Below are 26,050 nucleotides of genomic sequence, written 5' to 3' on the forward strand. Positions count from 1 at the left end.
AATTTCGTTAGAGAATCGAAACGATTTTATTTCGATTCTCGGCGACCAACGCAGGAATGGGGCCTCGGCCCTAACGAATCTATGCCGGATACAGAAAAGCAGACGAGCGAGAACCGGAGACAACAGGCACAGAACGCTCCCCCCGTATTGGTGGAAGTGAAAAACCTGAGTATCTCGTTCCGTGCAGGCCCAGGCCTGCTGAATATCGTGCCCGACCTCTCGTTCTCGATTTCTCAGGGCGAGCGTCTGGCTGTAGTGGGCGAGAGCGGCAGCGGCAAGACGGTCACCGGCCTGGCTATGCTGGGCCTTCTGCCGCCGCGCCATGCCGTGCTTACGGGCGAAATCCTGCTCGAGGGGCGCAACCTGGTGGGCTTGCCGGAGCGCGAGCTGCGCAAGCTGCGCGGCCGGCAGATCGGCATGGTTTTCCAAGAGCCCATGAGCGCACTCGACCCTGTGTTCACGGTGGGCCAACAAATTACCGAAGGCGTTCGCCAGCACTTCAACATCAGCCGCCAGGCGGCGCGCGAACGCGCCGTCGAGATGCTCGACAAGGTGGGGATTCCGGCCGCACGCAAGCGGCTCGACGAATACCCACACCAGCTTTCCGGCGGTATGCGCCAGCGTGCGATGCTGGCGGTGGCCCTGGCCTGTGAGCCGCGCCTGCTGATCGCCGACGAACCCACGACGGCGCTCGATGTGACGATTCAGGCTCAGATTTTGGATCTGATGGGCAAGCTGAGCGAAGAAACCAATACGGCGATTCTGTTCATTTCGCACGACTTGGGCGCGGTGTCGGAGGTCTGTTCACGCATGCTCACGATGTACGCCGGCCAGGTCGTCGAAGACGCCATGATCGATTCGGTGCTGCATCGCCCGCGCCACCCCTATACCTCGGGCCTGTTGCGCTCGTTGCCACGCTTTGGCCGTAAAGGCGAGCCGCTGCCGTCGATTGGCGGTCGCGTTCCGCCGCCCGACACCATGCCCACCGGCTGCCGGTTCGCCGACCGCTGCCCGCATGCCATCGACCCTTGCCACATGCCGCAGCCCATGTTGCCGCTACCCAATGGAGACGCCGTGCGCTGCCACCGGCATGACGAGCTGAACCTTCCCGGTTCGGTTTCCTGAAAGAGGAATTATGCAGAACCAACCTCTAATCGAAGTGAAAGACGTGTCGGTGCTGTTCCCCGTGCAGGGCAGCCGCCAGCCGGTGCGCGCCGTTGACGGCGTGTCGTTCACCGTGCAGCCGCGAGAAACGTTCGGCATCATCGGCGAATCCGGCTCCGGCAAATCCACGCTCGGGCGTGTGATCGTCTGCTTGCAAAAGCCCACAGCGGGAACACTGGAGCACGCCGGGCGCGACCCCTACAAACTGGGTTCAGCGCAGATGCGCAAACACCGGCGCGATTATCAGATGGTCTTCCAGGATCCGAACGCCTCGCTGAATCCGCGCATGCCCGTTGGCGCCAGTATTCGTGAGCCGCTGGACATCGAAGGCGCCATGACACGCAGTCAACGCGACGAGCGTGTGATGGAACTGATGGCGCGCGTGGGTTTGCACACCGAACTGGCCTACCGTTATCCGCATGAGCTGTCGGGCGGGCAAAAGCAACGGGCCAATATCGCTCGTGCGCTCAGCTGTCGGCCCCAGACCATCGTCTGCGACGAAGCCGTGGCGGCGCTCGACGTCTCGATTCAGGCCGACGTGCTCAACCTGCTGGCTGAACTGCAGGAAGAGTTCGGCCTGACCTATGTGTTTGTTTCGCACGACCTGGGCGTGGTTTCGCACATCAGCGACAACATTGCAGTGATGTATCTGGGCAAGTTCATGGAGCTGGGCCCGGCCGAAACGCTCATGAATAACCCGATGCATCCGTACACCCAGGCGCTGCTATCGGCCGAGCCGGTGCCCTTGCCGCGCTCGATGCGCACGACCAAGCGCATCATCCTTGAAGGTGAAATTCCCAGCCCGTTAAATCCGCCGTCGGGCTGCCGCTTCCGCACGCGTTGCCCATTGGCCACCGAGCGCTGCGCCGCCGAAACGCCGGCCTGGGAACAGCACGGCCCGAATCATTGGGTCGCCTGCCATTACGCCGGCTCGTCGATCGTCGCTGATGCCCCCGCCGTATCGCAAGGAGCCCAGTCATGAACGCGGTTCGAGTACGCGCCATCGGCAGCCGGGTGTTTCAGATCGTCCCGACCCTGCTGCTTGCGACGTTCCTGGTGTTTGGCCTGATGCAGCTTGTGGCCGGCGATCCGGCCCTGTTGTACGCCGGCGAGAATCCTACAGCGGAGCGTATTGAGCAGGTACGCCAGCAGTTCGGCCTCGACCGGCCGTTCCTGGTTCAGTACGCCAGTTGGGTGGGCAATGCCTTCATGGGCGATTTGTCTGTGTCGATGATGTCCTCCGAGCCCGTGCTCGACGCCATTCTCCGCACGCTGCCACACACGCTTTTGATCGTCACGGTGTCGTTAAGCCTGTCGGTACTGATTGGTGTGCCGCTCGGCGTGATGGCGGCCACCCGCGCACGCACGCCGCTCGACACCACGATCATGGGTTTCTCATCGGTCGGTATTGCAGTTCCGAACTTCTGGCTGGCCATGTTGCTGATCACCGGCTTTGCCCTGAACCGGCAATGGTTTCCGGCCACGGGAGCGGTGCTCTTTACCGATGACCCGATCTCGGCGCTGTACCACACCTTGTTGCCGTCGATGGCGCTCGCCGCCAGCGGCACGGCCGAGATTGCGCGGCAAACCCGCAGCGCGTTGAGCGAAGTGCTGGCCTCGCAGTACGTGCGCACCTTGCGCGCCAAGGGCTTGTCGACCTTCCGCATCATCTACCTGCACGGCCTGAAAAACATCGGTGTGACCCTGTTGACCGTGATGGGCCTGCTGGTGAACCGCCTGCTGGGCGCCACCGTAGTCATCGAGGCGGTGTTCGCCATACCGGGCATCGGCAGCCTCGTCGTACAAGGCGCGGTGGCCAAAGACTTCCCTGTTGTGCAGGGGGTGGTGCTCGCCATGGTGATTCTGGTTCTGGTCATCAACCTCGTTATCGACATCCTTTACACCATCATCGATCCCCGGACCCTACGTCAATGAACGTCAAAGCCATACGACCGCGGCGCAATCTGTGGCGGCGCATCCTCTCCGACAAACGGGCCCTCGTGAGCCTGGCGTATCTGCTGGGCCTGACCGCGCTGGCGGTGCTGGCCCCCTTCGTGGCCCCGTACTCGCCCATCGAGCAAGACTATAGCCAGGTGCTGGTACCACCCGGTGGCGCGCACTGGCTCGGCACCGATGACGTGGGCCGCGATATTCTCAGCCGCCTGATCTACGGCGCACCGGCCAGCGTATTCGGCAGCCTATTCGCCGTGGGCGTGGCCGTGGTCATCGGCCTGCCGGTGGGCCTGTTCGCCGGCTATATCGGCGGCCGGCTCGACGACCTGGTGGGCCGCGTTATTGACACGCTGCTCTCCTTCCCGGCCATTGTGCTGGCCATCGGTGTAACCGGGGCGCTGGGCATCAATCTGGTGAACGCCATGTTTGCCATCGGCCTGGTGTTCTCGCCCATTTTGGCCCGCCTCGTGCGCGCCCAGACCCTGGTGGTGAAGAACGAACAGTATGTCGAGGCCGCCCGTTGCGCCGGTGCCGGCCATGTTCGGCTGCTATGGACCCATATCCTGCCGAACATCATCCACCCGGTCATTGTGCAGATCACGCTGCTGTTGGCGGCGGCACTGCTGGCGGAAGCGAGCCTCAGCTTCCTGGGCCTGGGCGTACAGCCGCCGGCCGCCAGCTGGGGCGGGATGCTGGCCCGCGCCTACAACTACATGGAGATTTCTCCGTGGCAGATCTATCCGCCCGGCCTCGCGATTCTGAGCGCAGCGCTGGCCTTCAATGCGTTGGGCGAATCGCTGCGCGTATTGCTCGACCCCACCTCTGACAGACGTTGAAGAAATGGCAGCTGAAATGAATTCCCCACTACAGATCACGATTATCGGCGCAGGCCTGATGGGCACCGGAATCGCCCACGCCTTCGCGGCGGGCGGTCATGCCGTCGCCTTGTACGACATCTCTCAGGAACGCCTCGACTCGGCCAGCGAAAGCCTACGCAAGATCGCCGAGGTGTTTATAGAAAGCGGGCAACTGACTCTGGAACAGACTGATGCCTTGCAGCAGCGCATCGCGCTCTCGCCTGACTTGGAAGCGAGCCTGGCCAATGCCGACATCGTAGTCGAAGCGGCCAGCGAATCGCCCGCCATCAAGACAGACATCTTCAATCAGCTGGCCCAACTGGCGCCCGCCGATGCGGTGGTCTGGAGCAATACCTCGTCGCTTGACGTCTTCGAACTGGCACCCACCGAACTACAGAGCCGGTTGCTAATCGCACACTGGTTCGCCCCGGCGCACATCCTGCCGCTCGTGGAACTGGTGCCCGGCCCCACCACCGAGTCGCAGCACATTGAGTCGGCCGAGCGGCTGCTTACCGACTTGGGCAAGACCGCCGTGAAGCTCGACCGCTACGTGCCCGGGTTCGTCATCAACCGGCTGCTGCGCGCCCTGGGCCGGGAAGCCTTTTACTTGATCGACAACGGCTACATCACTGCCGAAGGCATCGATCAGGCGGTTAAAGCCAGTCTGGCGCCGCGCATGATGGTCTTGGGCGTCATGCAGCGTTACGACTTCACGGGGCTCGATCTGAGCGCCCAGAATTTCAAGAATGCCAAGTTCGTTGATGCACCGGTCGATCTCGCGCCGCGCACGCTGCTCGAGCGGGTCGAGAACGGCAATCTCGGTGTGAAAACGGGCAAGGGATTCTACGATTACGGGGGCATGAGCGTGCACGAAGTGTCACGACGTCGCGACGAGCGGCTGCTCTCGGTGCTGAACGCCTGCGCCTCCGTGGTCACGACAGGAAGGAGTGTGTAGTCATGACCACCGTTACTCAACAGACGATCGATCGCGTTCTTGTTGCCACGATCAATCATGCGCCCGTCAATGCTTTGAATCAGGCGGCGCGCCAAGGTTTGAAAGACGCGCTCGAGGCGTTCGAAAACGATCGCAGCCTTGTCGCACTCGTGGTCACCGGCAGCGAGCGCTTCTTCAGCGCCGGCGCCGACATCACCGAGTTCACGCGCCCCGCACAGCCGCCTTCAATCGCCAGCCTGATCGAAACCATCGAGCAATGCGACCGCCCCGTGATCGCGGCCATTTCCGGTCGTGCGCTGGGCGGCGGGTTGGAGCTGGCCCTGGGCTGCCACCTGCGCGTGGGCACGGCCTCGTCGCGCTATGCCCTGCCGGAATCCAAGCTGGGTCTATTGCCGGCAGTAGGGGGCACCCAACGCCTGCCGCGTCTCATCGGCCCGGTCGAGGCACTGAAGGCGATTTGCTCAGGTGAAGAGATTCCCGCTAAGCGTGCACTCGAGCTCGGGCTCATCGACCAGATCGCGCAGGGCGAGCTGATTCCCGCCGCAGTGGCGCTCGGTAAGAGCTCGCAAACCGTGCCATCACGAGCGAACGCCCCGATTACGCTTTCAGCACAAGAACGGGAAGCCTTCGATCAAGAAGCGGCGCGTCTACTGAAGCGCCATCGCGGTCAAGAGGCCATCGATGCTTGCGTGCAGGCCGTGCGGGCTGCCGTCGACGGCCCGCTCGAAGTGGGGCTGGCACTCGAGCGCGAGCTCTTCGCCAAGCTGCAGGAAGGCGCTCAGTCGCAAGCGATGCGTCATGTTTTCTTTGCTGAGCGGCGCGTGGGTAAGCTGCCGGCCAGCACTCAAGCCGATTTCGAGCCGGCTGCCACGGTAGCCATCGTGGGCGGAGGAATGATGGGGCGGGGTATCGCCATGTCGTTGCTCGATGCCGGCCTCAACGTCACCCTCATCGATGTCGACGAGACTGCAGCCGGCAAGGCCGTGCAAGGCGTCGCCGGCCAGTATCAACGTGCCATCGACAAGGGCACGCTGACTGAGGAAGAGAAAACAGCGCGCATGCAGCGACTGACCACAGCGGTGGATATTGCCGCTGTAGCGCCCGCCGATGTCGTGATCGAAGCCGTTTTCGAAAGCATGGCGGTGAAGAAGGACATCTTCCAGCAACTGGGCCGTCATGCTCGCCCCGGTGCGGTACTGGCCAGCAACACCTCTACGCTCGACCTGAACGAAATCGCTGCCGCGTCAGGCCGCCCCGCCGACGTCGTGGGCATGCATTTCTTCAGCCCCGCGCACATCATGCGTTTGGTGGAAGTGATTCGTGGGGAAAAGACCAGCCTCAGCACACTCGCCCAGGCACTCGACCTCACCCGTCGCATGAAGAAGATCGGTGTGGTGGTGGGCGTCTGCGACGGGTTCGTGGGCAACCGCATGATCGGCAAGCGCTCGCAGCAGGTCGACCGTCTGTTGCTCGATGGTGCGCTGCCGCGCCCGATCGACGACGCACTCACCCGCTTCGGCTTCCCCATGGGGCCCCTGGCCGTGAATGACATGGCCGGTCTCGATGTCGCGCAGAACGTGCGCCAGTCGCGCGGGCAAGTCTTCCCGGTGGCCGACGCTATCTGCGCACTAGGCCGTTATGGCCAGAAAACGCAAGCGGGCTACTACCGCTACGAGCCGGGTTCCCGCAAGCCGGTCGACGACCCCGAGATCACCGCATTGATCGAAAAGGTGTCGGAACAGCAGGGCGTACAGCGCCGCGAGCTGTCGGAAGAAGAAATTCTCGACCGCACGCTGCTGCCCGTGATTAACGAAGGCTTCCGTCTGTTGGAAGAAGGCATGGCCTGCCACGCCGATGACATCGACGTGACGCTGATCCACGGCTATGGCTGGCCGCGCTCGACAGGCGGGCCAATGTTCTATGCCGAGCAGATGGGGCTCAAGACGCTGTGCGCAAAGATGGAGAAGCTGGCTGCAGAGCTGGGCGACCCGGCGTTTGAACCGGCCCACTTGTTACGGGCGCTGGCGGATGAAGGCTTGTCCGTACACGCACTTTCCAGGCGCGACCTGCCGGCCTAAGCGCCCCTCTTACAGAAAGCGAGACTCAATGTGAATGTGAAGAAACGTCAATCCAAACTGATTAGCCTGAAGGAAGCCGCAGCGCTGGTTCAAGACGGCGACCGCCTTGCCGTCGGCGGCTTCGGGGTTTACCAACACCCCATGGCCTTCGTGTATGAGCTGATTCGCCAGAAGAAGAAAGACCTCACCGTTGTCGGCATCGTGAACGGCAATGATGTCGATATCCTGACCGGGGCAGGGTGCCTGAAGCGCGTCGAGACCTCTTACGTGGGCTTCGAGAAGTTCGGGCTTGCGCCCAACTTCCGCCGCGCTGTGGAAGCGGGCGAGCTCGAGATCATGGACTACCCCGAGATCCTGAGCATGGATCGCTTCCGTGCCAGCCAGGAGAACTTTTCCTTTTGGCCCGCCTATTTCCTGGGCGGAAACGATCTGCTGCGCATCAACCCCGACATCAAGCCCTTCAACTGCCCGCTCACCGGCAAGAAGGCCTGGGCGGTGCCGCCGGCCGACCCCGACGTGGTGGTGATTCATGCCACCTTGGGCGACGAGTACGGCAATGTGCTCGTGCCTTCACGCCGACTCACGCCGCAAAGCCTCGATATCACTCTGGCACGCAGTTGCGACAAAGTGATTGTCACCGTCGAGAAGATCGTATCTACACAGAAGATACGTAAGCATCCTCACCTGGTAGAGATTCCGTCGTATCGCACCACTGCCGTGGTGGAAGCGCCTTGGGGCGCTCACCCCACGTCGATGCTGGGTGTATACGGGGGCGACGATGCCCACGTGAAGCACTATCTGGAAGCGGCCAAGTCGCCGGAAACGTTCCGCCAGTACCTCGATGAGTACGTGTATGGCGTTGAAAGCCATATCGAGTACCTCGACAAGATCGGCCTAGAGACCCTGCTGAGCCTTCGGAAAATGGATATTGCGTTATGAGAGAAGCCAACCTTTACGAGATCATCACCGTGGCCCTCGCCCATGACCTGCAGGAAGGCGAACTGGGCTTCACGGGCCTTACAACCGGCGACGGCGCAGCGCGTTTCGCCACGTCGATTCCGCTGGCCGCCGCCCAACTGGCGCGGCTCACGCACGCCCCCAGCCTCACCATCATGCTGGCCGGGTGGGTGCACAACCCCAATCTGCGCCAACTCACTTCCCTGCCCAACTCCGAGTTCGACGAAGAGCTGCGCGACCTGGAATGCGAAGCGCAGTCGCGCGGATTCCCGAACCACCCCTGGGCCATCAAGCGCGGCGATATCGATTTCGGTTTCGCCAGCGGTGCCCAAGTTGACCAGTACGGCAACATCAACAGCGTGTGTATCGGCGATTACCACAGCCCCAAGGTGCGGCTCATCGGCCCAGTACTGCAGCCCGAGCACATGACGCTCTTTGGCCGTGAGTACATCATGATGGCCAACCACGACGCCCGCCGCTTCGTTGAGAAAGTCGACTTTATTTCCGGCGTGGGCTACCCCGGTGGCCTGGAAGGGCGCCGCGAACTGGGCATCGAGTCGGGCGGCCCTGAGCTGGTCTTCACGCCCAAATGCATTTTCGACTTCGACAAAGACGTCGGGCGCATGCGTGTGAAATCCATCCACCCAGGCGTTTCCATCGACGACCTGCGCGAGAGCACCGGGTTTGATCTGGGGCCGTTGAACGACGTGCCGGTCACCCCGCTACCCAGCGCAGAAGAGTTGGAGCTCCTGCGTAACGAAGTCGACCCGTACGGGCTGCTGTTGCCGACCAGTTGAGTCGCCGCAGTGCGTGTGTTGAGTCGACCTGAAAAAATGAAGAGGTAAATAGTATGTCTGGAGCCTTAGAAGGGCTGCGAGTTCTCGATCTTTCCCGATTCATTTCGGGCCCGTACTGCGCCATGATGCTGGGCGACATGGGCGCGGAAGTGATCAAGATTGAAAAGCCGGGTAGCGGCGAACTCGTGCGCAGTTACGAGCCTGCGCTGGGCGGCAATAGCCTTTATTCCATGGTGTACAACCGGAATAAGAAGAGCCTGCCCATTGAGTTGCGTAAGCCCGAGGGCCAGGCCCTGCTTCGCGAACTCGTTAAAGAAGCCGATGTCCTGATCGAGAACTTCCGCCCCGGCACCATGGAGAAAATGGGCTGCGATTGGGAAACCCTGCACTCCCTGAACCCGCGGCTCATCATGGCCCGTATTTCGGGCTTCGGCCAAGACGGCCCATTCGCCGAGCGGCCTTGCTTTGACGTTATTGCGCAAGCCAGTAGCGGCCTCATGGATCTAACGGGCGACCCCGACGGCCCGCCTAGCGTAATCGGTACCTATATCTGCGATTACGTGACCGCGAGCTATGCCACCGTAGGCATCCTGGGCGCCTTGCAGGCGCGCCATCGCACCGGGAAGGGCCAGGTGGTGGACGTCGCTCTGCTCGACAGCGCCGTGTCGCTGTTGCTCACGGCCATTCCTGAGCGCATGCTGATGGGCAACCGCATGACCCGCCGTGGCAACCGCGACCGCTACGGCCCGCCCACGGCCAGCTATCTCACCGCCGACAACGATTGGGTGTATATCACCGCAGGAACCATGTTCCCACGCTTCGCCCAAGCCATTGGTCGGCCCGATTTGCTGGAAGACCCGCGCTACGGCTCATTCGCCGCCCGAATCGATAACGCCGCCGAAGTGGAAAAGATCGCAGCCGACTGGATCGGCGCACGGGGCACGGAAGAGGTACTAGCTACATTGCAGGCCGCCGACCTGCCGTGCGCGAAGGTTGCCACCATTGACGACGTCGTCACGAATCCGCAGTTGAAGCACCGCGGGCAGATTGTGGAAGTGGATCACCCCCGCGTTGGCAAGGTACCCATGCAAGGCGTCACCATCCGGCTTTCGGACACACCACTCAAAGTGGATCGGCCTCTGCCGGAATTGGGGCAAGACACCCACGAGGTGCTCTCGTCGTGGCTGAACTACACCGACACGACGATTCAGTCGCTGATCGACAGTGAAGTGATCGATGCCGCCGACCGCGACACCGTAAAGGAAGGGTGAGCGAGCGGCGCTCTCACTCCTGAGAGGCCGCGTTCACCGCTTGTTCTTCTTGCGGCGCGCGGCCGGTGGTGGATCGCACCACCAGTGCCGGCCGCACGAGCAGGGTTTCAACGTCGGCAGAAGGATTAGCCATGCGCTGAAGCAGTAGCTTGGCCGCATTGGCGCCCAGCTGTCGCTTCGGCACGCGCATGGTGGTGAGATTGATCTGAGGAAGCCGCGATGCAAACAGGTCATCCCACCCCACGATCGACAGTTCCTCGGGCACTTTGATGCCCATCTCTGACGCCGCCATCAAGACCCCGTACGCGGTCATGTCTTCCGACACCAATACTGCCGTAGGGCGCGGATTCTGGCGCAACAGCCGGTAGGTTGACTGGTGGCCGGAATCGATGGAGTATTCGCCGCTTTCTTCGAGCGCCGGGTCAGCGTGCCCCGCGTGCTTCTGCATGAAACTGCGGTACGCATTCAATCTTTCACGGGCGCCGCTCGATGATGCAGGCCCACCGATGAAGCCAATGCGTTGGTGGCCCAACGACGTGAGGAATTCGAGCACCGAATGCACACTGTGTTCGTTCTCAATGCCCGAGAAATCCTGTTCCACCGTATCCTGGCGCCGTACCAGCAGCACCGTGGGCACGTGTGCGCGCACCAACGCCTGGATGTCTTCATCGTTTGACGCGTAACTCATCAGAATCACGCCGTCGACCTGACGGTCGATAAAGTGTTGGATGTACTGACTTTGCCGGCCGCGACTGCCGTCGGTATTGGCGATGTATAGATGGTAATCGCGTTCGATCAACGCGTCTTCGGCACCCCGCACCACTTCGCCGTGGAAGGGGTTGGTGATATCAGACACGATCATCGCAATAGACCGCGTCTTGCCCGTGCGCAAACCACTGGCAAGCGGTGAAACCCGATAGCCCAGCTCATGGGCGATCTTGCGGATCAGCGCCTTCGTTTCGGGCTTGACGACGGCTTTGTCGGCAAGTGCGTTCGACACAGTCGAGGGCGCAACACCGCATGCTTTGGCCACGTCGCGCAACGTAGGGCGGGCTCTATTGTTGTTCCTCATAATGTTGCCACGGCGAAGTGTCTGCCATTGAAGGCAGGCCAAAATAAAATCGTTTGTGAGGCAGTATTTTACACGCCCGCAGCCCTATAAAGAACGTTAGCCCCATGTCCTGAGCGAAATTGCGCATTCCGAGCAAATGGTATTACCATTTAAGGATAGAGGAAGCGCAATATGGCAAACGAAATTCAACACCGCGCGAGCGCGGGACGCTAGCAGAACTGCTCCCGGCGATCGTATGGGCGAATTCGAGACGTAACTTCCACATCGAGGCGCGCAGTGTCTCGCGAATTAGATAGCCTTGGCATCGAATCGCGTGAATCAAACGTAGCCTTGTTCCACGCTGACCGACGTTTCTGCTCTTCGTTGTATTGCCACTTTTCACGCCGCTGCCCCGTTCGTAGGTCCTGCCTATCTGCAAATTTAGCACACCACGCCTTAAGTGAACTCTTGGCCGAATATCCCAGCGGACGCAGGTGCCGCACTCAACCGCCGCCCCAGCTTGTGGTCACGCTTGACGGCTCGCAGTCGGTCTTCATATGCATATGAATACATGAACTACTCGTAGGTAGTCCAAGATTTTGTCCGCAGCTCCGATGGGTTAAATTTCAACCGGCGTTGAGACGTCTTTGAAGACATTGCGATACGAGGTCACTCTCATCGTGTCATCTGTATGGTGAAGCGCACCGGGCAAGGCCTATCCAAATTGGAAGTCTTGAGGTGCTTGAAGCGCTACATCGCGCGGGAGGTGTTTTATGTTCTGCGAAGCCGTAATCAAGAGATTAATCGAGTGCAGATAGCGGCTTGACAATTAGAAGGGCGTCAGTTTAGCTATTCACCGTACTGGTTTTCACAAGGTAAGTTTCGGTGTCATGACTTCCATCAAACAATTCCTGAGGGACTACCCAGAGAACAAAGCACGGTCCATCTTGGAGGCCTATCGCTGGCCTAATAGGCAGGTCAGGTGCCCGCGATGTGGTGGAGAACGGTTATATAAAGAGAAGCGAAAGGGCCAACCTGGCTTTTATCGCTGTCCTACACCACACGTAACAGAACTTCTAGGCGGCGCCGGCAATCCGTATGTGTTTAGCGTGCGAGGCGACACCATACTAGACAGTTCCCGCATGCCACTTTCCAAGTGGCTGTACTGCTTGACGCACTTTGGCCCCTTGACCATACGCACCATAGGGGCTGGGAGTTTAGCAGCTGAAATTGACGTCACTCGAAAAACGGCAGCCCGCCAGATTGAATTAATCGTTGTGCTTAATGAATACTTTTCGGAAGGTCGCTGTACTTCCCATGAAACGAGTTCTTTCACACAATGGGCTCGCGATAAGTTTTTCAAAAGACCAGACCAAAATGAATTCCTTTTCCGGTACCAGCGCGAGAAGACAGAAAAGAGGCGCTTGAAGTACCAAGCAGAGGAAGAGGCTAAAAAAGCCCAGAGACGTCGGGATAGTCCCCTGTTTTCATCGCTATTCTAGTTACCTTCGAGTCGGCTAAAGCAACGCGTTCGTCAGAAATTCCAAACTAGGTACCCACGAAGATTGCTATCTGAGGAACCGGATCTGTAGGCTAGTAAGAAGGTAAACAACTTTCTCTTACTACTACATATGCACTACCAAATTCATAAACCACCACCAGCCACGTCCAGTTCAAGAGACGAAGACTGCACGCGCGCAACCAACGCTAAGCACAGGATGCACTGCGCCTGAGGAATCATTCAGAAGATTGAATTCATCCTAACAATACATTTTTTCTGTTTATTATCAATAAGTTACGAGAACAAAGGGGCTATTATCTATTGCGTTTTAGGTATAGGATATAGCCGACTCTGTATGGAAACCAAGGCTCTTCGAGCATAAAGGGGAGAAGCACATGTCGAAAACATAGCTTTTTACAGGAATCGCACAAAAGTTAGCTGCCAATGGCCGGCAGCTAACTTTTAGCATGTGCATTTAGGCGTAGAGACCTATACACATCATGCTAATGAATATCGGTGCTGTCAAGCACCGTAGGGATTTTTTTGTCAAAAAATCATACCGGCGCGATTCCCGTACGCGCCAGCCTGCGTTTGATGGTCAAGCGTATTCTGCGCAAATACAAATACCCGCCTGATATGGCGGAAGCAGCGATCGAACTCGTCTTACAACAAGCAGAAAAGCTCGGAGAAGACTGGAATCCGCTCTAAGGCATTCTTTTTTTATTGTCACCCTTCAGAGCATCTTCCTTCGTTCTGGAGCGTTTCTGTGAAAATCGACAGACTTTATTCCCTCTCGACAGACTTTATTTCTTCGCTTCAGACAACACTAGCAAAGACTCCCCCTACTCCACCGTCACGCTCTTGGCCAGATTCCTGGGCTTGTCCACATCAGTCCCCCGTGCGCACGCGGTGTGATACGCCAGCAGTTGCAACGGAATCGTGTGCAGTATCGGTGACAGCTTCCCGTAGTTTTCCGGCATGCGAATCACGTGTATGCCGTCGCTGCTCACGATCTTGGTGTCGGCGTCGGCAAACACATAGAGTTCGCCGCCGCGCGCATGCACTTCCTGCATGTTCGATTTCAGCTTTTCCAGCAGTTCATCGCGCGGCGCAATGGTCACCACCGGCATGGCTTCGGTCACCAGCGCCAGCGGGCCGTGCTTGAGTTCGCCTGCGGGGTAGGCTTCGGCATGGATATAGCTGATTTCCTTCAGCTTCAGCGCGCCTTCCAGGGCAATGGGGTAATGCATGCCACGGCCCAGGAACAGGGCGTTTTCCTTGCTGGCAAAGCGGTCGGCCCAGGCCATGATCTGCGGCTCCAGCGCCAGTACGGCGCCGATGGCTACCGGCAGGTGGCGCAATGATTTAAGCATCTCTGTTTCGCGCTCGTCGCTTAGCTGGCCTTTGGTTTGTGCCAGGGCCAGTGTCAGCAGGCATAGCGCGGTCAGCTGGGTGGTAAAGGCCTTGGTCGAGGCCACACCGATTTCTACGCCGGCCCGGGTAATGTAATTAAGCGCACATTCGCGCACCATGGCGCTGGTGGCCACATTGCAGATGGTAAGCGTATGCGCCATGCCCAGGCTGCGGGCGTGCTTCAGCGCGGCCAGTGTGTCGGCGGTTTCGCCCGACTGGGAAATGGTAACCACCAATGATCGTGGATTGGGCACGCTGTCGCGGTAGCGGTATTCGCTGGCGATTTCAACGTTGGTGGGCAGCTTGGCGATGGATTCCAGCCAGTACTTGGCTGTCAGGCCCGCGTAGTAACTGGTGCCGCAGGCCAGTATCAATACGTTGTCAATTTCCTTGAACACTTTGTAGGCGCCGTCGCCAAAGAGTTCGGGAGTGATGCTTTCGATATCCTGCAGGGTGTCGCCAACGGCACGAGGTTGCTCGAAGATTTCCTTTTGCATGTAGTGGCGATAGGGGCCGAGTTCGGCGGCACCGGTATGCACTTGAACTGTGTGCACTTCACGCTGGATTTCCTGCCCGGCCTGGTCGACTATCCAGACGCGGTTCAGCTGCAGGTCGACTACATCGCCGTCTTCCAGGTAGATGATCTGGTCGGTTGTGCCGGCCAGCGCGAGGGCATCGGATGCCAGGAAATTTTCGTTGTTGCCGCGGCCCACGACCAGGGGGGAACCGTGGCGCGCCCCCACGACACGATGGGGTTCGTCGCGGCAGAATACGGCGATGGCGTAGGCGCCGATCAGGCGGCGGCTTGCCTGCTGCACGGCTTCGAAAAGGTCGCTGCTGTACAGGTGGTCAACCAGGTGGGCGATGACCTCGGTGTCGGTCTGGCTTTCGAATACATAGCCGGCCGCCTGCAATTCGGCGCGCAGTTCGTCGTGGTTTTCGATAATGCCGTTATGCACCAGTGCAATGCGTGCGTTGCTCTTGCCTTGCCCGGAAAAATGCGGATGGGCATTGTGGGTGGCGGGTGCACCGTGGGTAGCCCAGCGGGTATGAGCGATGCCGGTAAAGCCGCTGATGCTGTCCTTGCGAACCTGTTCGGCCAGTTCGGCAACGCGCTCGGTACTGCGCGCACGCCGCAGTTCACCATCGGCATGCACGGCAACGCCGCAGGAGTCATAGCCGCGGTACTCAAGGCGCTGCAGGCCTTCGAGCAAAATGGGGGTGATGTCCCGTTGCGCAACGGCGCCAACTATTCCGCACATAATCTGGTACTCCAGTTATTTAAGTAACCCGTGTATTGTGCTTAAGCTTTAAAGAAATATGATTTCTTATTTTTTATATATTTGAATTAATATTTCTGTGACTTTTTATGTCGACAATATATTTCATTAATGATGATAATATGAAATATATGAATACTCCAGACAGCCAGCTTACGTTCGACGATCTCGATTTACGCATTCTGGAACAGATCCAGACAGACTGCGCCCTGACCAACCAGGAGCTTGCCCAGCGCGTGCACGCATCGGCACCGACGTGTTTGCGTCGTGTGCGTCGGCTGGTGGAAGCGGGCGTGATCGAAAAGCAGGTGGCCATACTGAATCCGCAGAAAGTAGCCAACAGCCTGACTGCCATTATTGAAATCACGCTCGATATTCAAACGGCGGAACACCTCGATGCGTTCGAGGCCGCCATCAGTCAGGCTCCCGCCGTGCTGCAATGCTATCGGGTCTCGCCGGGGCCGGATTTTATTGTGGTGGCGCAGGTGGCCGATATGCCGGCCTATCACGCCATGGCGCATGAAATGTTCACGTCGCACGCCAATGTGCGCAATGTGCGCAGCTTCTTTTCAATTCATCGAAGCAAGTTTGAAACGCGCACGGTGCTGCCTGCGCAACGCACGGCTTAGAATGACCTGAATCCATCGGCCCCGTAGCACGGGGCCGCCTTAGAATGTGGTGTCAGGGTCCAGCGGATACACTGGCCGCTGCAGGTTCCTGAAGGGGAACAAGTCGTAATTTGAACTGGTTACCCCCTTGCTGTCGCATTCGACATAGCCTTTGGCAATGGGAAAAAATACAGGGCGACAGTACATGCGCGACTTAAGCAGCAGGAAGTCTTTGCTGGCGGGATCAACGCCCACGCAGTCAAACACACCCAGGTCCCAGGGTTCATGCGTTCTTTCCGTGACCACGATCTGTACGCTACCGGTGTCGAACAGGGCAGTACGGCCCATGCTGCATTTCATGCCGCGATAGGTTGGCCCGGTAATCACATACTCTCCCGGGCTAAGGCGCACTACCGTTCCGCTGAGCGTGACAGGTGTTTTTTCTATGCCCAGGGTAGTCAATGGCCTTTTATTGCCTAACGCGATGGTCATGGCAGCGCCTTCTCCGGCCTTGAACATTTCGTCTACTGCCTGGGGGTCGCACAAGGGCCCGACGGCGATATTGTCCAGGCCTTGCGCCATGGCTTCCTGCAGCACTTCCATGGTGTCGCAGGTTCCCCCCGACATGCAGTTGTCGCTGTGATCCAGCAGCAGCACAGGGCCGTCGGCATTGCCGCATTCAGGCTGTGCGATACCTGCTTGCGCGGCCATCTGCTTGGCCGCGCGTATTGAATCGGCCAGCGACGGGCTTTCATACACGTAGCCGTCGCGATCGGCCCAGATGCCTTCAGCCAGTGTGTCGGCCGCCTGCTGTGCCGAAGCCTGATCCTTGCCCACCACGATCACACTGATGCAGGGGGCAGGAATATCGGCCAGGGCAAATCCGGCCATAATCGTGGCAGCATGCACGACGCCCTGCTCTTCCAGCTGTATGGCCTTGCCGACGGCGGCCTTCATGGCGGGCGACTGGGTTGAGCTTTTCAGCGTATGGGTCATCAGGGGCAGGCGCCGCCAGGCTACCGCGGTGCTGATCTGGCCGGCCATTTTCTGCAGCAACAATTGGCCCGCCAGCTGCCCTGCTTCGTACATGTCGATGTGAGGATAAGTCTTGAAGCCGACAACAATGTCGGCGTTATCCATCATTTTCCGTGTAACGTTGCCATGCAAGTCCAACGCCACGGTAATGGGTGTGTCGGGGCATAAGGCACGCAAACGTTCAAGCAAGTCGCCTTCACCGTCATCAGAGTCTTCCACCGCCATGGCGCCATGCAGGTCCAGCATCATGGCATCACAACCCGGCGCCGCATCAAGTATGCGCTGACACATGCTGTGATACGCCTGCGCATCGACCCGACCGCTGGGATTGGCTGCGGCCGACAAGGGAGTGACGATCTGTGCACCCACACCTTCGGCCAGATCTATGAAGGCACCCATGGCCGTACGCACGCCTTTGTTGGCGGCGTAGGCCTGCTCATCGTAGTCGGGGCCCCGGATGCCGAAATCGGCCAGCATGGTCGGTACGGGCGAAAAGGTATTGGTTTCGTGGTTAAGGCGGGCAATTAACAGTTTCATTAAACGTACTTCCGTCAGCGGGCTGCAACGCCGGCTTGCTGCAGCATCGCCTGCAACAACACATTGCACCCGGCTTGCAGATGCTCTTGTTTGGCGTCTTCGATCTCGTTATGGCTGATGCCGTCTTTGCACGGCACGAATATCATGGCGGTGGGGGTAACCCGCGCCATGTATACGGCATCATGGCCCGCGCCACTGACGATGTCCAGGTGCGAAAGCCCCAGCGCCTGGCTGGCCTGGCGCACTGCATCGACCTGTTCCTGGTGAAAAGGCTGTGGCGGAAAGTAAACCACTTGCTTGATCGCCACGTCTACACGGCCCTCGCCCTTCAGGTCGGCGCACAGTGCCTGTACGGCAGCATCCATGGCGTTCAGGACATCATCGGACGCGGCACGCAAGTCTACGCTGAACTTGACGGTGCCCGGTATGACGTTGCGTGAGTTGGGGTAAGAGTCTATCCAGCCCACGGTGGAGCGTGCGTGCGGTGCATGGTCCAGCGCAATCTGGTTGATGCCCTGTATCAGTCGGGAGGCGGCCAGCAGCGCATCGTGGCGCAACTCCATGGGTGTCGGGCCGGCATGGGCTTCCATGCCGGTCACTACCACGTCGTACCAGCGCTGGCCCAATGCGCCCGTGACAACGCCGATCACGGTCTCGGCTGCCTCGAGTACCGGACCCTGCTCGATGTGGGCCTCGAAGTAGGCCTTGACCGGGAAATGGGCGCTGGGTGTTTCGCCTGCATAGCCGATTCTTGCCAGCTCATCGCCTACACTTTTGCCTTCGGTATCGGTTTGCGTCAGTGTTTCTTCCAGACCAAAGGCACCGGCAAACACACCGGATCCCATCATGACGGGTACGAAGCGTGAACCCTCTTCGTTGGTCCAGACCACGACTTCCAGCGGGGCCTGGGTTTGTATGTTGTCATCGTTCAGGCGCCGTATGACTTCCAGGCCGGCCAGTACACCGTAGTTGCCGTCGAATTTCCCGCCGGTCGGCTGGGTATCGATATGGCTGCCGGTCATGACCGGCGGCAAGCTGTTGTCCAGGCCGTCGCGGCGTGCAAATATATTGCCGATCTGATCCACGCGCACCGTGCAGCCGGCTTGTTCGGCCCATTGCACGAACAAGTCGCGGCCCTGTTTGTCGAGATCGGTAAGGGCCAGACGGCACACACCGCCTTTAGGCGTGGCGCCGATTTCAGCCAGCGACATCAGCGAATCCCACAAGCGCTGAGAGTTAATTTGCAATTCGGTGTTCAGGGTAGCGGTTTCCATAATCAATGACCTCGGTATGCTATGCAAAGGGCAGGCGTCTTATTCAGAGACGCCAACGCCCAGATATTTATCCTTGACGAGCGTGTCGGCCGCGAAGGCCTCGTTGCTGTCATGATAGACAATACGCCCGCTTTCCAGAATGTAGTGCCTGTCGGCCAGTTGAGTGCAAACCTCGAGGTTCTGCTCAACCAGCAATATGGCAATGCCACTTTCCTTGATAAGCTTGAGCTGAGCGACGATCTCTTCCACGATGACCGGCGCCAGACCTTCCACGGGCTCATCCAGTATAAGCAGTTGCGGTGCGTTCATCAGTGCCCGGCCTATGGCCAGCATTTGCTGTTCGCCACCCGACAGTTGCCCGCCGCCGTTATTGCGCCGTTCGCGCAGTCTTGGGAAAATGGTGTAGATATCTGCAAGCGACCAGCGTGACTTCTTGTGCGCCGCCAGCTTCAGGTTTTCTTCTACCGTCAGCAGGCGGAATATGCCGCGGTGCTCGGGCACGAAGCAAATATCGTGATCGGCAACCTTGTAAGTAGGCAGTGCCGTGATGTCGGCGCCGTTGAAGGTGATCCGGCCCTGTTTGGCGGGCACGATGCCCATAATGCTCTTCAGGGTGGTGGATTTACCGGCGCCATTACGCCCCAGCAAGCAAACCAGCTCGCCCTTGTCTACCTGCAGCGATACACCCTGAATGACATGGCTCAGCCCATAATAGGCATCTATGTTCTCGACGGTAAGCAGCATCAGGCACCTCCGGTAATCATGTTGCCCAGATACGCTTCGCGCACACGCGTATCACCCTTGACCTGATCGGGCGCGCCTTCCACCAGCACCTTGCCCAACTGCATCACCGTGATGGTATCGGAGATATCCATGACGATGCCCATATTGTGTTCGATCAGCACCACGGTCAGGTCTTCACGCAGACCATGGATGATGGCTTTCATGGCATCGATGTCGTCAATGCCCATGCCCGATGTCGGCTCGTCCAGGAAGATGATCTTGGGCTTGGCTGCCAGCGCCATACCGACTTCCAGCCGGCGCTGTTGACCATGTGAAAGCTGGCTGCTGGTACGGTTCACGCAATGGCTCAGTTCCAGCCTGTCGAGTATGGAACGAATCAATTCATCGTGTGCATTGTGCAGCAACGCGGCCGACCAGAAATGCAGCGCCTTGCCCGGCTGTATGCCCTGGGCCGCAATGCGCAGGTTCTCGCGCACGGTCAGGCTGGGAAACAGCGAAGTCACCTGAAATGACCTGGCCATGCCCCGCTGGACACGTTCGTGGTCGGGCAACTTGCCCACTTCTTCACCATTCAGCAGTATGGTGCCCGCTGTCAGGGGAACCGTACCGGTCAGTGAGTGAAACAAGGTCGTCTTGCCGGCGCCGTTGGGGCCTATCACCGAATGTATGGTGTTGGGCATTACGCGCAGGTCCACTCCGGACACCGCCACGAATTTCCCATAGCGTTTGACGACGCCTTTTGCATCAAGAATAGGCTGTGTCATGACGGCTCCTTCGCATCTTCTTTCGTCTTGCCTGCAGGCCGGTAACGCTCGGCCAGCAGTTTCAATGCGCCCCATAAGCCACCCTGCATGTACAGGCTGATGGCCATCAGCAGCAAGCCGAACACCAGCAGCCAGCGCGGCCACAGCTGCGAAAGCCAGTCGGATACGATCACGTAGAAGGCGGCGCCCAGCAAGGAAGCAATCAGGCTCCCGGTTCCGCCCAGCACAGTCACAAGAAGAATGACTTCACTCATGTGGTAGCTCAGGCTGGTCAGGGGCGCGATGCCTGTCATCATGGCGTACAACGCGCCCGCCAACGCGGTCAGCCCGCCCGAAATCATGAACGCGGTCAGCCTGAAATACTTGATGTTGTAGCCCAGCGCCGTGGCGCGATCGGGGTTGTCGCGTATGGCCAGCAGCGTGCGCCCGAAAATGGAATCCACCACACGCTGCACGGCCCAATAGGCGATGATGAAAAGCACGGCCACAAAACTGTAGTATTGCCAGGCCGTCTGGTTGGGAAAGAGTTCGTAGCCCAAGATCGACAAAGGCAGGCTGGGGATATCCAGCAAGCCGTTATCACCGCCCGTCCACTCTGGCGTGGAATACGCAATGAAGTAGAACATCTGCGTAAGCGCCAGTGTCAGCATCACGAAATAAACACCCTTCTGACGTATGGCCAGCCAACCCACCATGCCGGCCACGATGGCGCCGATCGCAATGGCAGCAAGCAGCACCATTGGCATGGGAATGCCGGTGCGGGTCAGCAATATGCCCAAGGCATAGCTGCCCACGCCAAAGAAAATACCCTGGCCAAAAGACAGCAAACCCGCATAGCCCAGCAGCAAATTGCAACCCAGCGCCGCCAGCGCAAAGATCAGGACTTCTGAAGCCAGTGATCCCGACTCCAGGAAAACCGGCAACAACAGCACACCGGCCACGGCCATCAATAGATAGCGATTGTTTTTTATGATGGTCATTGGCTTCTCCCCATCAGGCCGTCAGGTCGAAGCAGCAGCACCAGCGCCATCGCCACATAGATCATCAGACTGGCGCCTTGCGGCCAAAGCGTGCTCATGAGGCTTTGTACGATGCCAACCAAAAGCCCGCCCAGCAATGCGCCGCTGAAGCTGCCCATGCCGCCCACCACCACGACCACAAAAGCCACTGCCAGCGCTTCTATGCCCATAAAGGGCTCTACACCGCGCAAGGGCGCCGCCAGGACGCCGGCCAGGCCCGCCGTGGCGGCACCCAGCGCAAAGGTCAGGCCAAACACCTTGTAGACATTGAAGCGCAGCAGCGTGACCATTTCGGCCGATTCACTGCCAGCGCGCACGATGCTGCCCAGGCGTGTACGTTCGAGCAACAGCCAGATGGCCACGGCCAGCACGGCGGAAATGGCAATCAGGAACACCCGGTATTTGGGATAAATAAAGGAGCCCCACATGATCACGCCCTTGAGCGAATCTGGCGGAGGTACGTTCACACCGACCGGCCCCCAGTACAGAATGACCAGTTCCTGTATGCCCCAGGCCAGGCCCAGTGTGAACAGGATATGGAATTCGTGTGGCAGATCGTAGATGCGACGCAAGAGCAAGCGCTCGACGCCCCATGCGCACAGCCCAACCAGAATGGGCCCAATGAAAAGCACAACCCAGAAGCTCAGGCCAAGCTGAATAAGCTGGTAACACGCATAAGCGCCCAGCAGATAGAAGGCGCCGTGCGCGAAGTTCACGAAGCGCAACAGGCCGAACACGATGGAAAGACCCACGGCAAGCAGGAAGTAAATCATTCCTATGCCTATGCCGTTAATGACCTGCAACAAATATAAATTCATCGGCAGGAACCCCCCGCTCTGCCGCCCGGCTGCATGCGTGCAAATCGGGGAGGAGAACTATCAGTTATGTTGGACGGTTAAAAAAAGCCAAACTGCCGGCGGCCGGCGTAAGCAGACCGCCGTGGTTGCCATCAGGCCGACATTTTGCAGCCGGCTTCCTGGGGTGACAGGAACGATTGCCCGCCGTGCAGAAGCTCGGCGTAGTCGTCCTGATCTTTCATGGCGGACTTGGCCTTGCCCTTGAGCAGATAGTAATTCTTGATCACCTGATGGTCGGCCTTGCGAATGGTTTCCTTACCCGTCAGCCCGTCGTATTCCGCGCCCTCCATGGCCTCGATGACCTTGGCCGGATCGGCGGAATTGGCCTTGACGATACCGTCGGCCATCATCTTGGTGATGATGTAGGCCCCCGCAAGGCTGTAATTGGGATTGATATTGAACTTGGCGCGCGTTTGCTCGACCAGCTGCTTGTTAAGCGGCGAATCAATGGTGTGCCAGTACTGAACGCCGAAGTAGACGTCCTGGCACAGGTCGGCACCCAGCGACTCGAACTGCTCGAGCCCCGAAGCCCAGGCCACCAGAATGACGGTGTTGGTCTTCATGCCGAAGCTGACCGCCTGGCGCAAGGTTTCCGAGCTTTGCGAACCAAAGTTCAGCAGCACCAGGACATCGGGCTTGGCTGCCATGGCGTTGGTCAGGTAGCCGCTGAACTCGCGCTCATCGAGGGAATGGTAGCTATTGCCCACGTGCTCGAGGTTGTTTTCCTTGAGGATATCCTTGGTGGCGGTAAGCAGACCCTCGCCAAACACATACTGTGGCGTAATGGTGTACCAACGCTTGGCATCGGGATGCAGTTTGATCAGCGGCCCGACCGTTTCGCGCACGGCCCCGTAGGTAGGAACCGACCAGCGGAACATGGCGCGGTTGCAGTCGGATCCGGTGATTTCGTCGGCGCCCGCCGTGGTGACCAGAATACCGCCCTGCTTCTCCAGGCTTTTGCCCATGGCCAGCGCTTCCGACGACAAAATGCCGCCCGAGAAGAAACGGGCTTTTTCCTGCTCGAACAGGTCTTGTACTTGCCTAACGGCCGTCGCGGGCTTGCCCTGGGTGTCGAGCACCTTGTACGACACAGGCCGCCCGATAAGGGTTTTGTTTTGCTCGACAAACAGCTGCATGCCCATTTCGGCAAATTTGCCATTCGCGGCAAACGGCCCCGACATGGGATTGGGCGCACCAAAAATAATGGGTTCTTCAGCGGCAAAGGCCGTTTTGATGGCAAAAGGAGTGGTCAGCGCCGCAAGGCCGCCCACTTTCAGCAGGTCACGTCTGTTCATAATGTCTCCGGGCGTTCTAATCGTTATGAATGCTGGTCAGCCAGCTATTTGATGGCCAAGTATTTGTCTATAACTGCGCACAAATCCTAGCAGAACTGCAATAGGGTGAAAATATACAGATAAGAAGATCTAAAATAATCGTACAGTTATATTTCAAAAAACTGTACTGGCCCCTGATCAAAGCTGTGCAGAACCCCTCAGCCTTTCGAATTCCTGCAAATAGCGGCGCCCCATGCGCTCGACATCATGCTCCCGACGCACATAGGCGTAGGCGTGCTCCACAGCCTCTGTACGAAACGCCGTATCGTCCAGCAGACGCTGCATGCCGGCCGCCAGGGCTTTGTGGTCACCTACCCTGCACAATATGCCGCGGTCCTGGGCCAGACTTTCCTTAAGGCCGCCGGCATCGGTGGACACAACAGGTACCCGCTGCAGAAAAGCATCCAGCACGCTGCTGCCCAGCGCCTCGTCCACCGAGCTCATGGCGAAAACATCCATCACACTGTACAGGCTCTCGATGTCTTCCTGAAATCCCGCAAACAGGTAGGTGTTTTCCAGCCCCAGCTCTGCCACACGCGCCCGCGCAGCCTGCTCGGCATTACCGCCTCCACCGAAATGAACAAAGACAAAGTCATCGCGCACCTGGGCCAGGTCGTGCACTGCGGCAATCATGGTCAGCGGGTCTTTGCCCTCTACCAGGGCCGCCGACGTGGCAATCACGCGTTTGCCTTGAAGCGGCCATTCATTCAGGAAGCGCTGGACGCGGTGCTGATCAATCACGGCCGGCTCGATGGCACTGCGGATGATGACAGGCTTGAAACCCAGGCGTCTCGGCTCTGCCGCTGCCGATTCGCTGATGGCCACAAACAAGTCTATACAACGCCACTTCAGACGAATCTTGGTATCGTTGCGAACGCGAAAATCGGTACGCCGCGAAAAAACAACCGGCCGCTTGTGCAGCCAGCGCGTCAGGCCCGCCCAGGTAATGGTGTTGGCCGTTTGCGCATGAATAATGTCGAATTGCCTGGCTGTCCGGGCCAGGAAACCAAGCCGCGCCATCAGGCCGGCCGGCTCATACACTTCGAATCCCTCTGACCGGGCCGCCTTGGCCAGTTGTCCGCCCGGCCGTGCCATCAGGGCAACGTCATGCCCTTCCGCGCGAAACTGGCGCATGCAGTACATGGTCTGCCGCTCACCGCCACGCCAGCCTCGCTCCAGGTTCAGTTGCAAAATCTTCATGGCATCACTCAAAGTTCCAGGTCCGCAACCGGATTGCGATGGCGCACGATGTTGATGATGAGAGCGATCAACGCACAGGCCATCGCGGCACCCAGCCCCAGCCTGGCGCCGTTAGGCCCGGCCAGATTGAAAGAGAGCCCCACCAGCGTCGTACCCAGGGTTTGGCCAAATACGCGTGTGGTGGCCTGCATGCCACCGGCGGCGCCGCTGCGGTACCTGGGCGCGCCTGCCAGCATCGCCCGATTATTGGGCGTCTGGAAGAAGCCAAAGCCCGTCCCGCCCGCCAGCATAACCAATATGAACCACAGAAAGCTTGCCTGGATCGACAACAGAAGCACGCCCAGCAGGCCCAGGGCCATGACTCCCGCACCAATGCCGCACAACACGGCAACGGCATAGCGGCCCGACAGGTAGCCGGCGACCGGTGCCATGACGGCAACGCCAATCGACCAGGCCCCCAGCAGCACGCCAACGTCGGCATAGGAATAGCCCAGGGTATGCTGAAAGTAAAAGGGAACGGCGACAAACGCAGCCATTTGCGCGGCAAAGGAAAACACCGAAGCCCCCACGGCGTAAGCAATGGGCGTAATACGCAACAAATCGACAGGCACCAGGGGCGCGGCCTGCCCAAGCGAGCGCCTGACCAGCACCCAGCCGACCAGGCCGGCCGACAACAGGCACAAGGCCGCCAGCGTCGGCGCCCTGACCAGCGCATCCAGACCAAAGATGGACAAGCCAAACACCGGCACGCTGAGCGCGCAGGCCGTCCAGTCGAAACGGCTCTTGCTGCGCGGCACATCCGGAAGAAAACGTATGCCTGCATAGGCCAGCAGGCATAACGGAATGGTCAGCAGGAATATCCAGTGCCATGAGGTCATCTGCAAGAGGAAGGCGCCGGCAGTCGGGCCCAGCACGGCCATGATGCCGACCGTCATGGCATTCAGGCTCAGGCCTACTCCCAATTTGCGGTTGGGATAGATATTGCGCACCAGCCCGCCGAACAGGCACATCAGCATGGCACCGCCCAGCCCTTGCATCATGCGCGAAATGGTCAGGCTGAGCAGCCCCCCCGCCGACGCCGAACCGATAGACGAGACCATGAACAGCGTCAGGCCTATGGCAAACATGCGCCGAAACCCGATGCGCTCCGCCACCGCTGACAACGGCAAAAGGGAGACGACGACAACCAGGCTATAGGCAATCACAATCCAGACGATCTGCCCGGGCGCTATGCCCAGCTCCCGGGCAATCGCCGGCAACGCCACATTGACCATGCTGGCATCGAGCACAGCAATGGTCAGTGCAAGCATCAGGGTAGCGGCAGCCCAATGGCGCCGGGGAGCCTCCAGGCCGTCAGGCAAGTCGGACTGACCCCCGGATTCAGCGCCTGTACTCATGACA

At 59.2% G+C, this 26,050-nt stretch carries 22 protein-coding genes and 1 pseudogene; 12 read left to right on the plus strand and 11 right to left on the minus strand.

Annotated features, from left to right (window positions below; genetic code table 11):
• Positions 1 to 81 precede the first annotated feature (81 nt).
• From LKR43_RS06100 to LKR43_RS06140, 9 genes are read left to right on the plus strand one after another with little or no spacing between them, the layout of a single operon-like run.
• On the plus strand, positions 82 to 1,125 hold the full coding sequence (locus LKR43_RS06100; RefSeq protein WP_227683093.1) for an ABC transporter ATP-binding protein: 1,044 nt from the start codon (positions 82 to 84) through the stop codon (positions 1,123 to 1,125).
• A gap of 10 nt (positions 1,126 to 1,135) precedes the next feature.
• Positions 1,136 to 2,146 (plus strand): ABC transporter ATP-binding protein, encoded by a 1,011-nt coding sequence (locus LKR43_RS06105; RefSeq protein ID WP_227683094.1) that lies wholly within the window; start codon positions 1,136 to 1,138, stop codon positions 2,144 to 2,146.
• Positions 2,143 to 3,099 (plus strand): ABC transporter permease, encoded by a 957-nt coding sequence (locus tag LKR43_RS06110; protein WP_227683096.1) that lies wholly within the window; start codon positions 2,143 to 2,145, stop codon positions 3,097 to 3,099. The genes LKR43_RS06105 and LKR43_RS06110 overlap by 4 nt, the downstream gene beginning before the upstream one ends.
• Positions 3,096 to 3,953, plus strand: a complete 858-nt coding sequence (locus LKR43_RS06115) for an ABC transporter permease (protein WP_227683098.1) — start codon at positions 3,096 to 3,098, stop codon at positions 3,951 to 3,953. The genes LKR43_RS06110 and LKR43_RS06115 overlap by 4 nt, the downstream gene beginning before the upstream one ends.
• Positions 3,954 to 3,969: 16 nt before the next feature.
• Entirely contained in the window at positions 3,970 to 4,929 is a 960-nt protein-coding gene (locus LKR43_RS06120) for a 3-hydroxyacyl-CoA dehydrogenase family protein (RefSeq protein ID WP_227683099.1), read from the plus strand.
• A 2-nt stretch (positions 4,930 to 4,931) separates the two neighbouring features.
• Positions 4,932 to 7,007 carry a 3-hydroxyacyl-CoA dehydrogenase NAD-binding domain-containing protein gene (locus LKR43_RS06125; protein ID WP_227683100.1) on the plus strand — a complete coding sequence of 692 codons (2,076 nt, stop codon included), beginning with the start codon at positions 4,932 to 4,934 and terminating at the stop codon, positions 7,005 to 7,007.
• 36 nt (positions 7,008 to 7,043) lie between these two features.
• Positions 7,044 to 7,946 carry a CoA-transferase gene (locus LKR43_RS06130; RefSeq protein ID WP_227683101.1) on the plus strand — a complete coding sequence of 301 codons (903 nt, stop codon included), beginning with the start codon at positions 7,044 to 7,046 and terminating at the stop codon, positions 7,944 to 7,946.
• Positions 7,943 to 8,761 (plus strand): CoA-transferase subunit beta, encoded by an 819-nt coding sequence (locus tag LKR43_RS06135; protein ID WP_227683102.1) that lies wholly within the window; start codon positions 7,943 to 7,945, stop codon positions 8,759 to 8,761. The genes LKR43_RS06130 and LKR43_RS06135 overlap by 4 nt, the downstream gene beginning before the upstream one ends.
• A gap of 53 nt (positions 8,762 to 8,814) precedes the next feature.
• The gene (locus LKR43_RS06140; protein ID WP_227683103.1) at positions 8,815 to 10,032 is read left to right on the plus strand and encodes a CaiB/BaiF CoA-transferase family protein; all 1,218 of its coding nucleotides are present in this window, start codon (positions 8,815 to 8,817) and stop codon (positions 10,030 to 10,032) included.
• A gap of 13 nt (positions 10,033 to 10,045) precedes the next feature.
• Here the strand turns inward: LKR43_RS06140 and LKR43_RS06145 are convergent, their stop codons facing one another.
• On the minus strand, positions 10,046 to 11,104 hold the full coding sequence (locus LKR43_RS06145; RefSeq protein ID WP_227683105.1) for a LacI family DNA-binding transcriptional regulator: 1,059 nt from the start codon (positions 11,102 to 11,104) through the stop codon (positions 10,046 to 10,048).
• 869 nt (positions 11,105 to 11,973) lie between these two features.
• Between LKR43_RS06145 and LKR43_RS16285 the strand changes: the two genes are divergently transcribed.
• Together LKR43_RS16285 and LKR43_RS06155 are read left to right on the plus strand one after the other, a co-directional pair.
• The gene (locus tag LKR43_RS16285; protein WP_227683107.1) at positions 11,974 to 12,585 is read left to right on the plus strand and encodes a transposase; all 612 of its coding nucleotides are present in this window, start codon (positions 11,974 to 11,976) and stop codon (positions 12,583 to 12,585) included.
• 572 nt (positions 12,586 to 13,157) lie between these two features.
• A pseudogene (locus tag LKR43_RS06155) lies at positions 13,158 to 13,292 on the plus strand (type I restriction enzyme endonuclease domain-containing protein); the annotation flags it as partial.
• 134 nt (positions 13,293 to 13,426) lie between these two features.
• On the opposite strand, the gene glmS reads toward LKR43_RS06155, so the two are convergent.
• The gene (gene glmS / locus LKR43_RS06160) at positions 13,427 to 15,259 is read right to left on the minus strand and encodes a glutamine--fructose-6-phosphate transaminase (isomerizing) (RefSeq protein WP_227683110.1); all 1,833 of its coding nucleotides are present in this window, start codon (positions 15,257 to 15,259) and stop codon (positions 13,427 to 13,429) included.
• Between the two features lie 140 nt (positions 15,260 to 15,399).
• Here glmS and LKR43_RS06165 point away from each other — a divergent pair, with 140 nt between their 5' ends.
• On the plus strand, positions 15,400 to 15,906 hold the full coding sequence (locus LKR43_RS06165) for an Lrp/AsnC family transcriptional regulator (protein ID WP_370632074.1): 507 nt from the start codon (positions 15,400 to 15,402) through the stop codon (positions 15,904 to 15,906).
• Positions 15,907 to 15,945: 39 nt separating this feature from the next.
• Here LKR43_RS06165 and LKR43_RS06170 read toward each other — a convergent pair whose 3' ends face one another.
• The 9 genes from LKR43_RS06170 to LKR43_RS06210 form a co-directional block, all read right to left on the minus strand.
• The gene (locus LKR43_RS06170; protein ID WP_227683112.1) at positions 15,946 to 17,457 is read right to left on the minus strand and encodes a M81 family metallopeptidase; all 1,512 of its coding nucleotides are present in this window, start codon (positions 17,455 to 17,457) and stop codon (positions 15,946 to 15,948) included.
• A 14-nt stretch (positions 17,458 to 17,471) separates the two neighbouring features.
• Complete coding sequence (locus LKR43_RS06175; protein WP_227683113.1) at positions 17,472 to 18,731, minus strand: Zn-dependent hydrolase; 1,260 nt, start codon at positions 18,729 to 18,731, stop codon at positions 17,472 to 17,474.
• 39 nt (positions 18,732 to 18,770) lie between these two features.
• On the minus strand, positions 18,771 to 19,475 hold the full coding sequence (locus LKR43_RS06180) for an ABC transporter ATP-binding protein (protein ID WP_227683114.1): 705 nt from the start codon (positions 19,473 to 19,475) through the stop codon (positions 18,771 to 18,773).
• Complete coding sequence (locus LKR43_RS06185; RefSeq protein ID WP_227683115.1) at positions 19,475 to 20,239, minus strand: ABC transporter ATP-binding protein; 765 nt, start codon at positions 20,237 to 20,239, stop codon at positions 19,475 to 19,477. Before LKR43_RS06185 ends, LKR43_RS06180 begins: the two co-directional genes overlap by 1 nt.
• A complete protein-coding gene (locus LKR43_RS06190) occupies positions 20,236 to 21,219 on the minus strand; it encodes a branched-chain amino acid ABC transporter permease (protein ID WP_227683117.1) in 984 nt (327 codons plus the stop codon). The genes LKR43_RS06185 and LKR43_RS06190 overlap by 4 nt, the downstream gene beginning before the upstream one ends.
• Positions 21,216 to 22,076, minus strand: a complete 861-nt coding sequence (locus LKR43_RS06195) for a branched-chain amino acid ABC transporter permease (RefSeq protein ID WP_227683118.1) — start codon at positions 22,074 to 22,076, stop codon at positions 21,216 to 21,218. The genes LKR43_RS06190 and LKR43_RS06195 overlap by 4 nt, the downstream gene beginning before the upstream one ends.
• 131 nt (positions 22,077 to 22,207) lie before the next feature.
• Positions 22,208 to 23,410, minus strand: coding sequence for an ABC transporter substrate-binding protein (locus tag LKR43_RS06200; RefSeq protein WP_227683119.1), 1,203 nt, complete (start codon positions 23,408 to 23,410; stop codon positions 22,208 to 22,210).
• A gap of 177 nt (positions 23,411 to 23,587) precedes the next feature.
• On the minus strand, positions 23,588 to 24,649 hold the full coding sequence (locus LKR43_RS06205; RefSeq protein ID WP_227683120.1) for a glycosyltransferase family 4 protein: 1,062 nt from the start codon (positions 24,647 to 24,649) through the stop codon (positions 23,588 to 23,590).
• Positions 24,650 to 24,657: 8 nt separating this feature from the next.
• On the minus strand, positions 24,658 to 26,046 hold the full coding sequence (locus LKR43_RS06210) for an MFS transporter (protein WP_227683121.1): 1,389 nt from the start codon (positions 26,044 to 26,046) through the stop codon (positions 24,658 to 24,660).
• Between the last annotated feature and the right edge of the window lie 4 nt (positions 26,047 to 26,050).

Origin of the sequence: Pusillimonas sp. MFBS29, from assembly GCF_020687695.1 — a bacterium.
Taxonomy (GTDB): domain Bacteria; phylum Pseudomonadota; class Gammaproteobacteria; order Burkholderiales; family Burkholderiaceae_B; genus Pusillimonas_C.

Excerpts from the sequence above, each read along its gene's own strand:
- LKR43_RS06100 (WP_227683093.1), top strand. The coding sequence starts at position 82 with ATGCCGGATACAGAAAAGCAGACGAGCGAGAACCGGAGACAACAGGCA.
- LKR43_RS06105 (WP_227683094.1), top strand. The coding sequence starts at position 1,136 with ATGCAGAACCAACCTCTAATCGAAGTGAAAGACGTGTCGGTGCTGTTC.
- LKR43_RS06110 (WP_227683096.1), top strand. The coding sequence starts at position 2,143 with ATGAACGCGGTTCGAGTACGCGCCATCGGCAGCCGGGTGTTTCAGATC.
- LKR43_RS06115 (WP_227683098.1), top strand. The coding sequence starts at position 3,096 with ATGAACGTCAAAGCCATACGACCGCGGCGCAATCTGTGGCGGCGCATC.
- LKR43_RS06120 (WP_227683099.1), top strand. The coding sequence starts at position 3,970 with ATGAATTCCCCACTACAGATCACGATTATCGGCGCAGGCCTGATGGGC.
- LKR43_RS06125 (WP_227683100.1), top strand. The coding sequence starts at position 4,932 with ATGACCACCGTTACTCAACAGACGATCGATCGCGTTCTTGTTGCCACG.
- LKR43_RS06135 (WP_227683102.1), top strand. The coding sequence starts at position 7,943 with ATGAGAGAAGCCAACCTTTACGAGATCATCACCGTGGCCCTCGCCCAT.
- LKR43_RS06140 (WP_227683103.1), top strand. The coding sequence starts at position 8,815 with ATGTCTGGAGCCTTAGAAGGGCTGCGAGTTCTCGATCTTTCCCGATTC.
- LKR43_RS06145 (WP_227683105.1), bottom strand. The coding sequence starts at position 11,104 with ATGAGGAACAACAATAGAGCCCGCCCTACGTTGCGCGACGTGGCCAAA.
- LKR43_RS16285 (WP_227683107.1), top strand. The coding sequence starts at position 11,974 with ATGACTTCCATCAAACAATTCCTGAGGGACTACCCAGAGAACAAAGCA.
- glmS (WP_227683110.1), bottom strand. The coding sequence starts at position 15,259 with ATGTGCGGAATAGTTGGCGCCGTTGCGCAACGGGACATCACCCCCATT.
- LKR43_RS06165 (WP_370632074.1), top strand. The coding sequence starts at position 15,400 with ATGAAATATATGAATACTCCAGACAGCCAGCTTACGTTCGACGATCTC.
- LKR43_RS06170 (WP_227683112.1), bottom strand. The coding sequence starts at position 17,457 with ATGAAACTGTTAATTGCCCGCCTTAACCACGAAACCAATACCTTTTCG.
- LKR43_RS06175 (WP_227683113.1), bottom strand. The coding sequence starts at position 18,731 with ATGGAAACCGCTACCCTGAACACCGAATTGCAAATTAACTCTCAGCGC.
- LKR43_RS06180 (WP_227683114.1), bottom strand. The coding sequence starts at position 19,475 with ATGCTGCTTACCGTCGAGAACATAGATGCCTATTATGGGCTGAGCCAT.
- LKR43_RS06185 (WP_227683115.1), bottom strand. The coding sequence starts at position 20,239 with ATGACACAGCCTATTCTTGATGCAAAAGGCGTCGTCAAACGCTATGGG.
- LKR43_RS06190 (WP_227683117.1), bottom strand. The coding sequence starts at position 21,219 with ATGACCATCATAAAAAACAATCGCTATCTATTGATGGCCGTGGCCGGT.
- LKR43_RS06195 (WP_227683118.1), bottom strand. The coding sequence starts at position 22,076 with ATGAATTTATATTTGTTGCAGGTCATTAACGGCATAGGCATAGGAATG.
- LKR43_RS06200 (WP_227683119.1), bottom strand. The coding sequence starts at position 23,410 with ATGAACAGACGTGACCTGCTGAAAGTGGGCGGCCTTGCGGCGCTGACC.
- LKR43_RS06205 (WP_227683120.1), bottom strand. The coding sequence starts at position 24,649 with ATGAAGATTTTGCAACTGAACCTGGAGCGAGGCTGGCGTGGCGGTGAG.
- LKR43_RS06210 (WP_227683121.1), bottom strand. The coding sequence starts at position 26,046 with ATGAGTACAGGCGCTGAATCCGGGGGTCAGTCCGACTTGCCTGACGGC.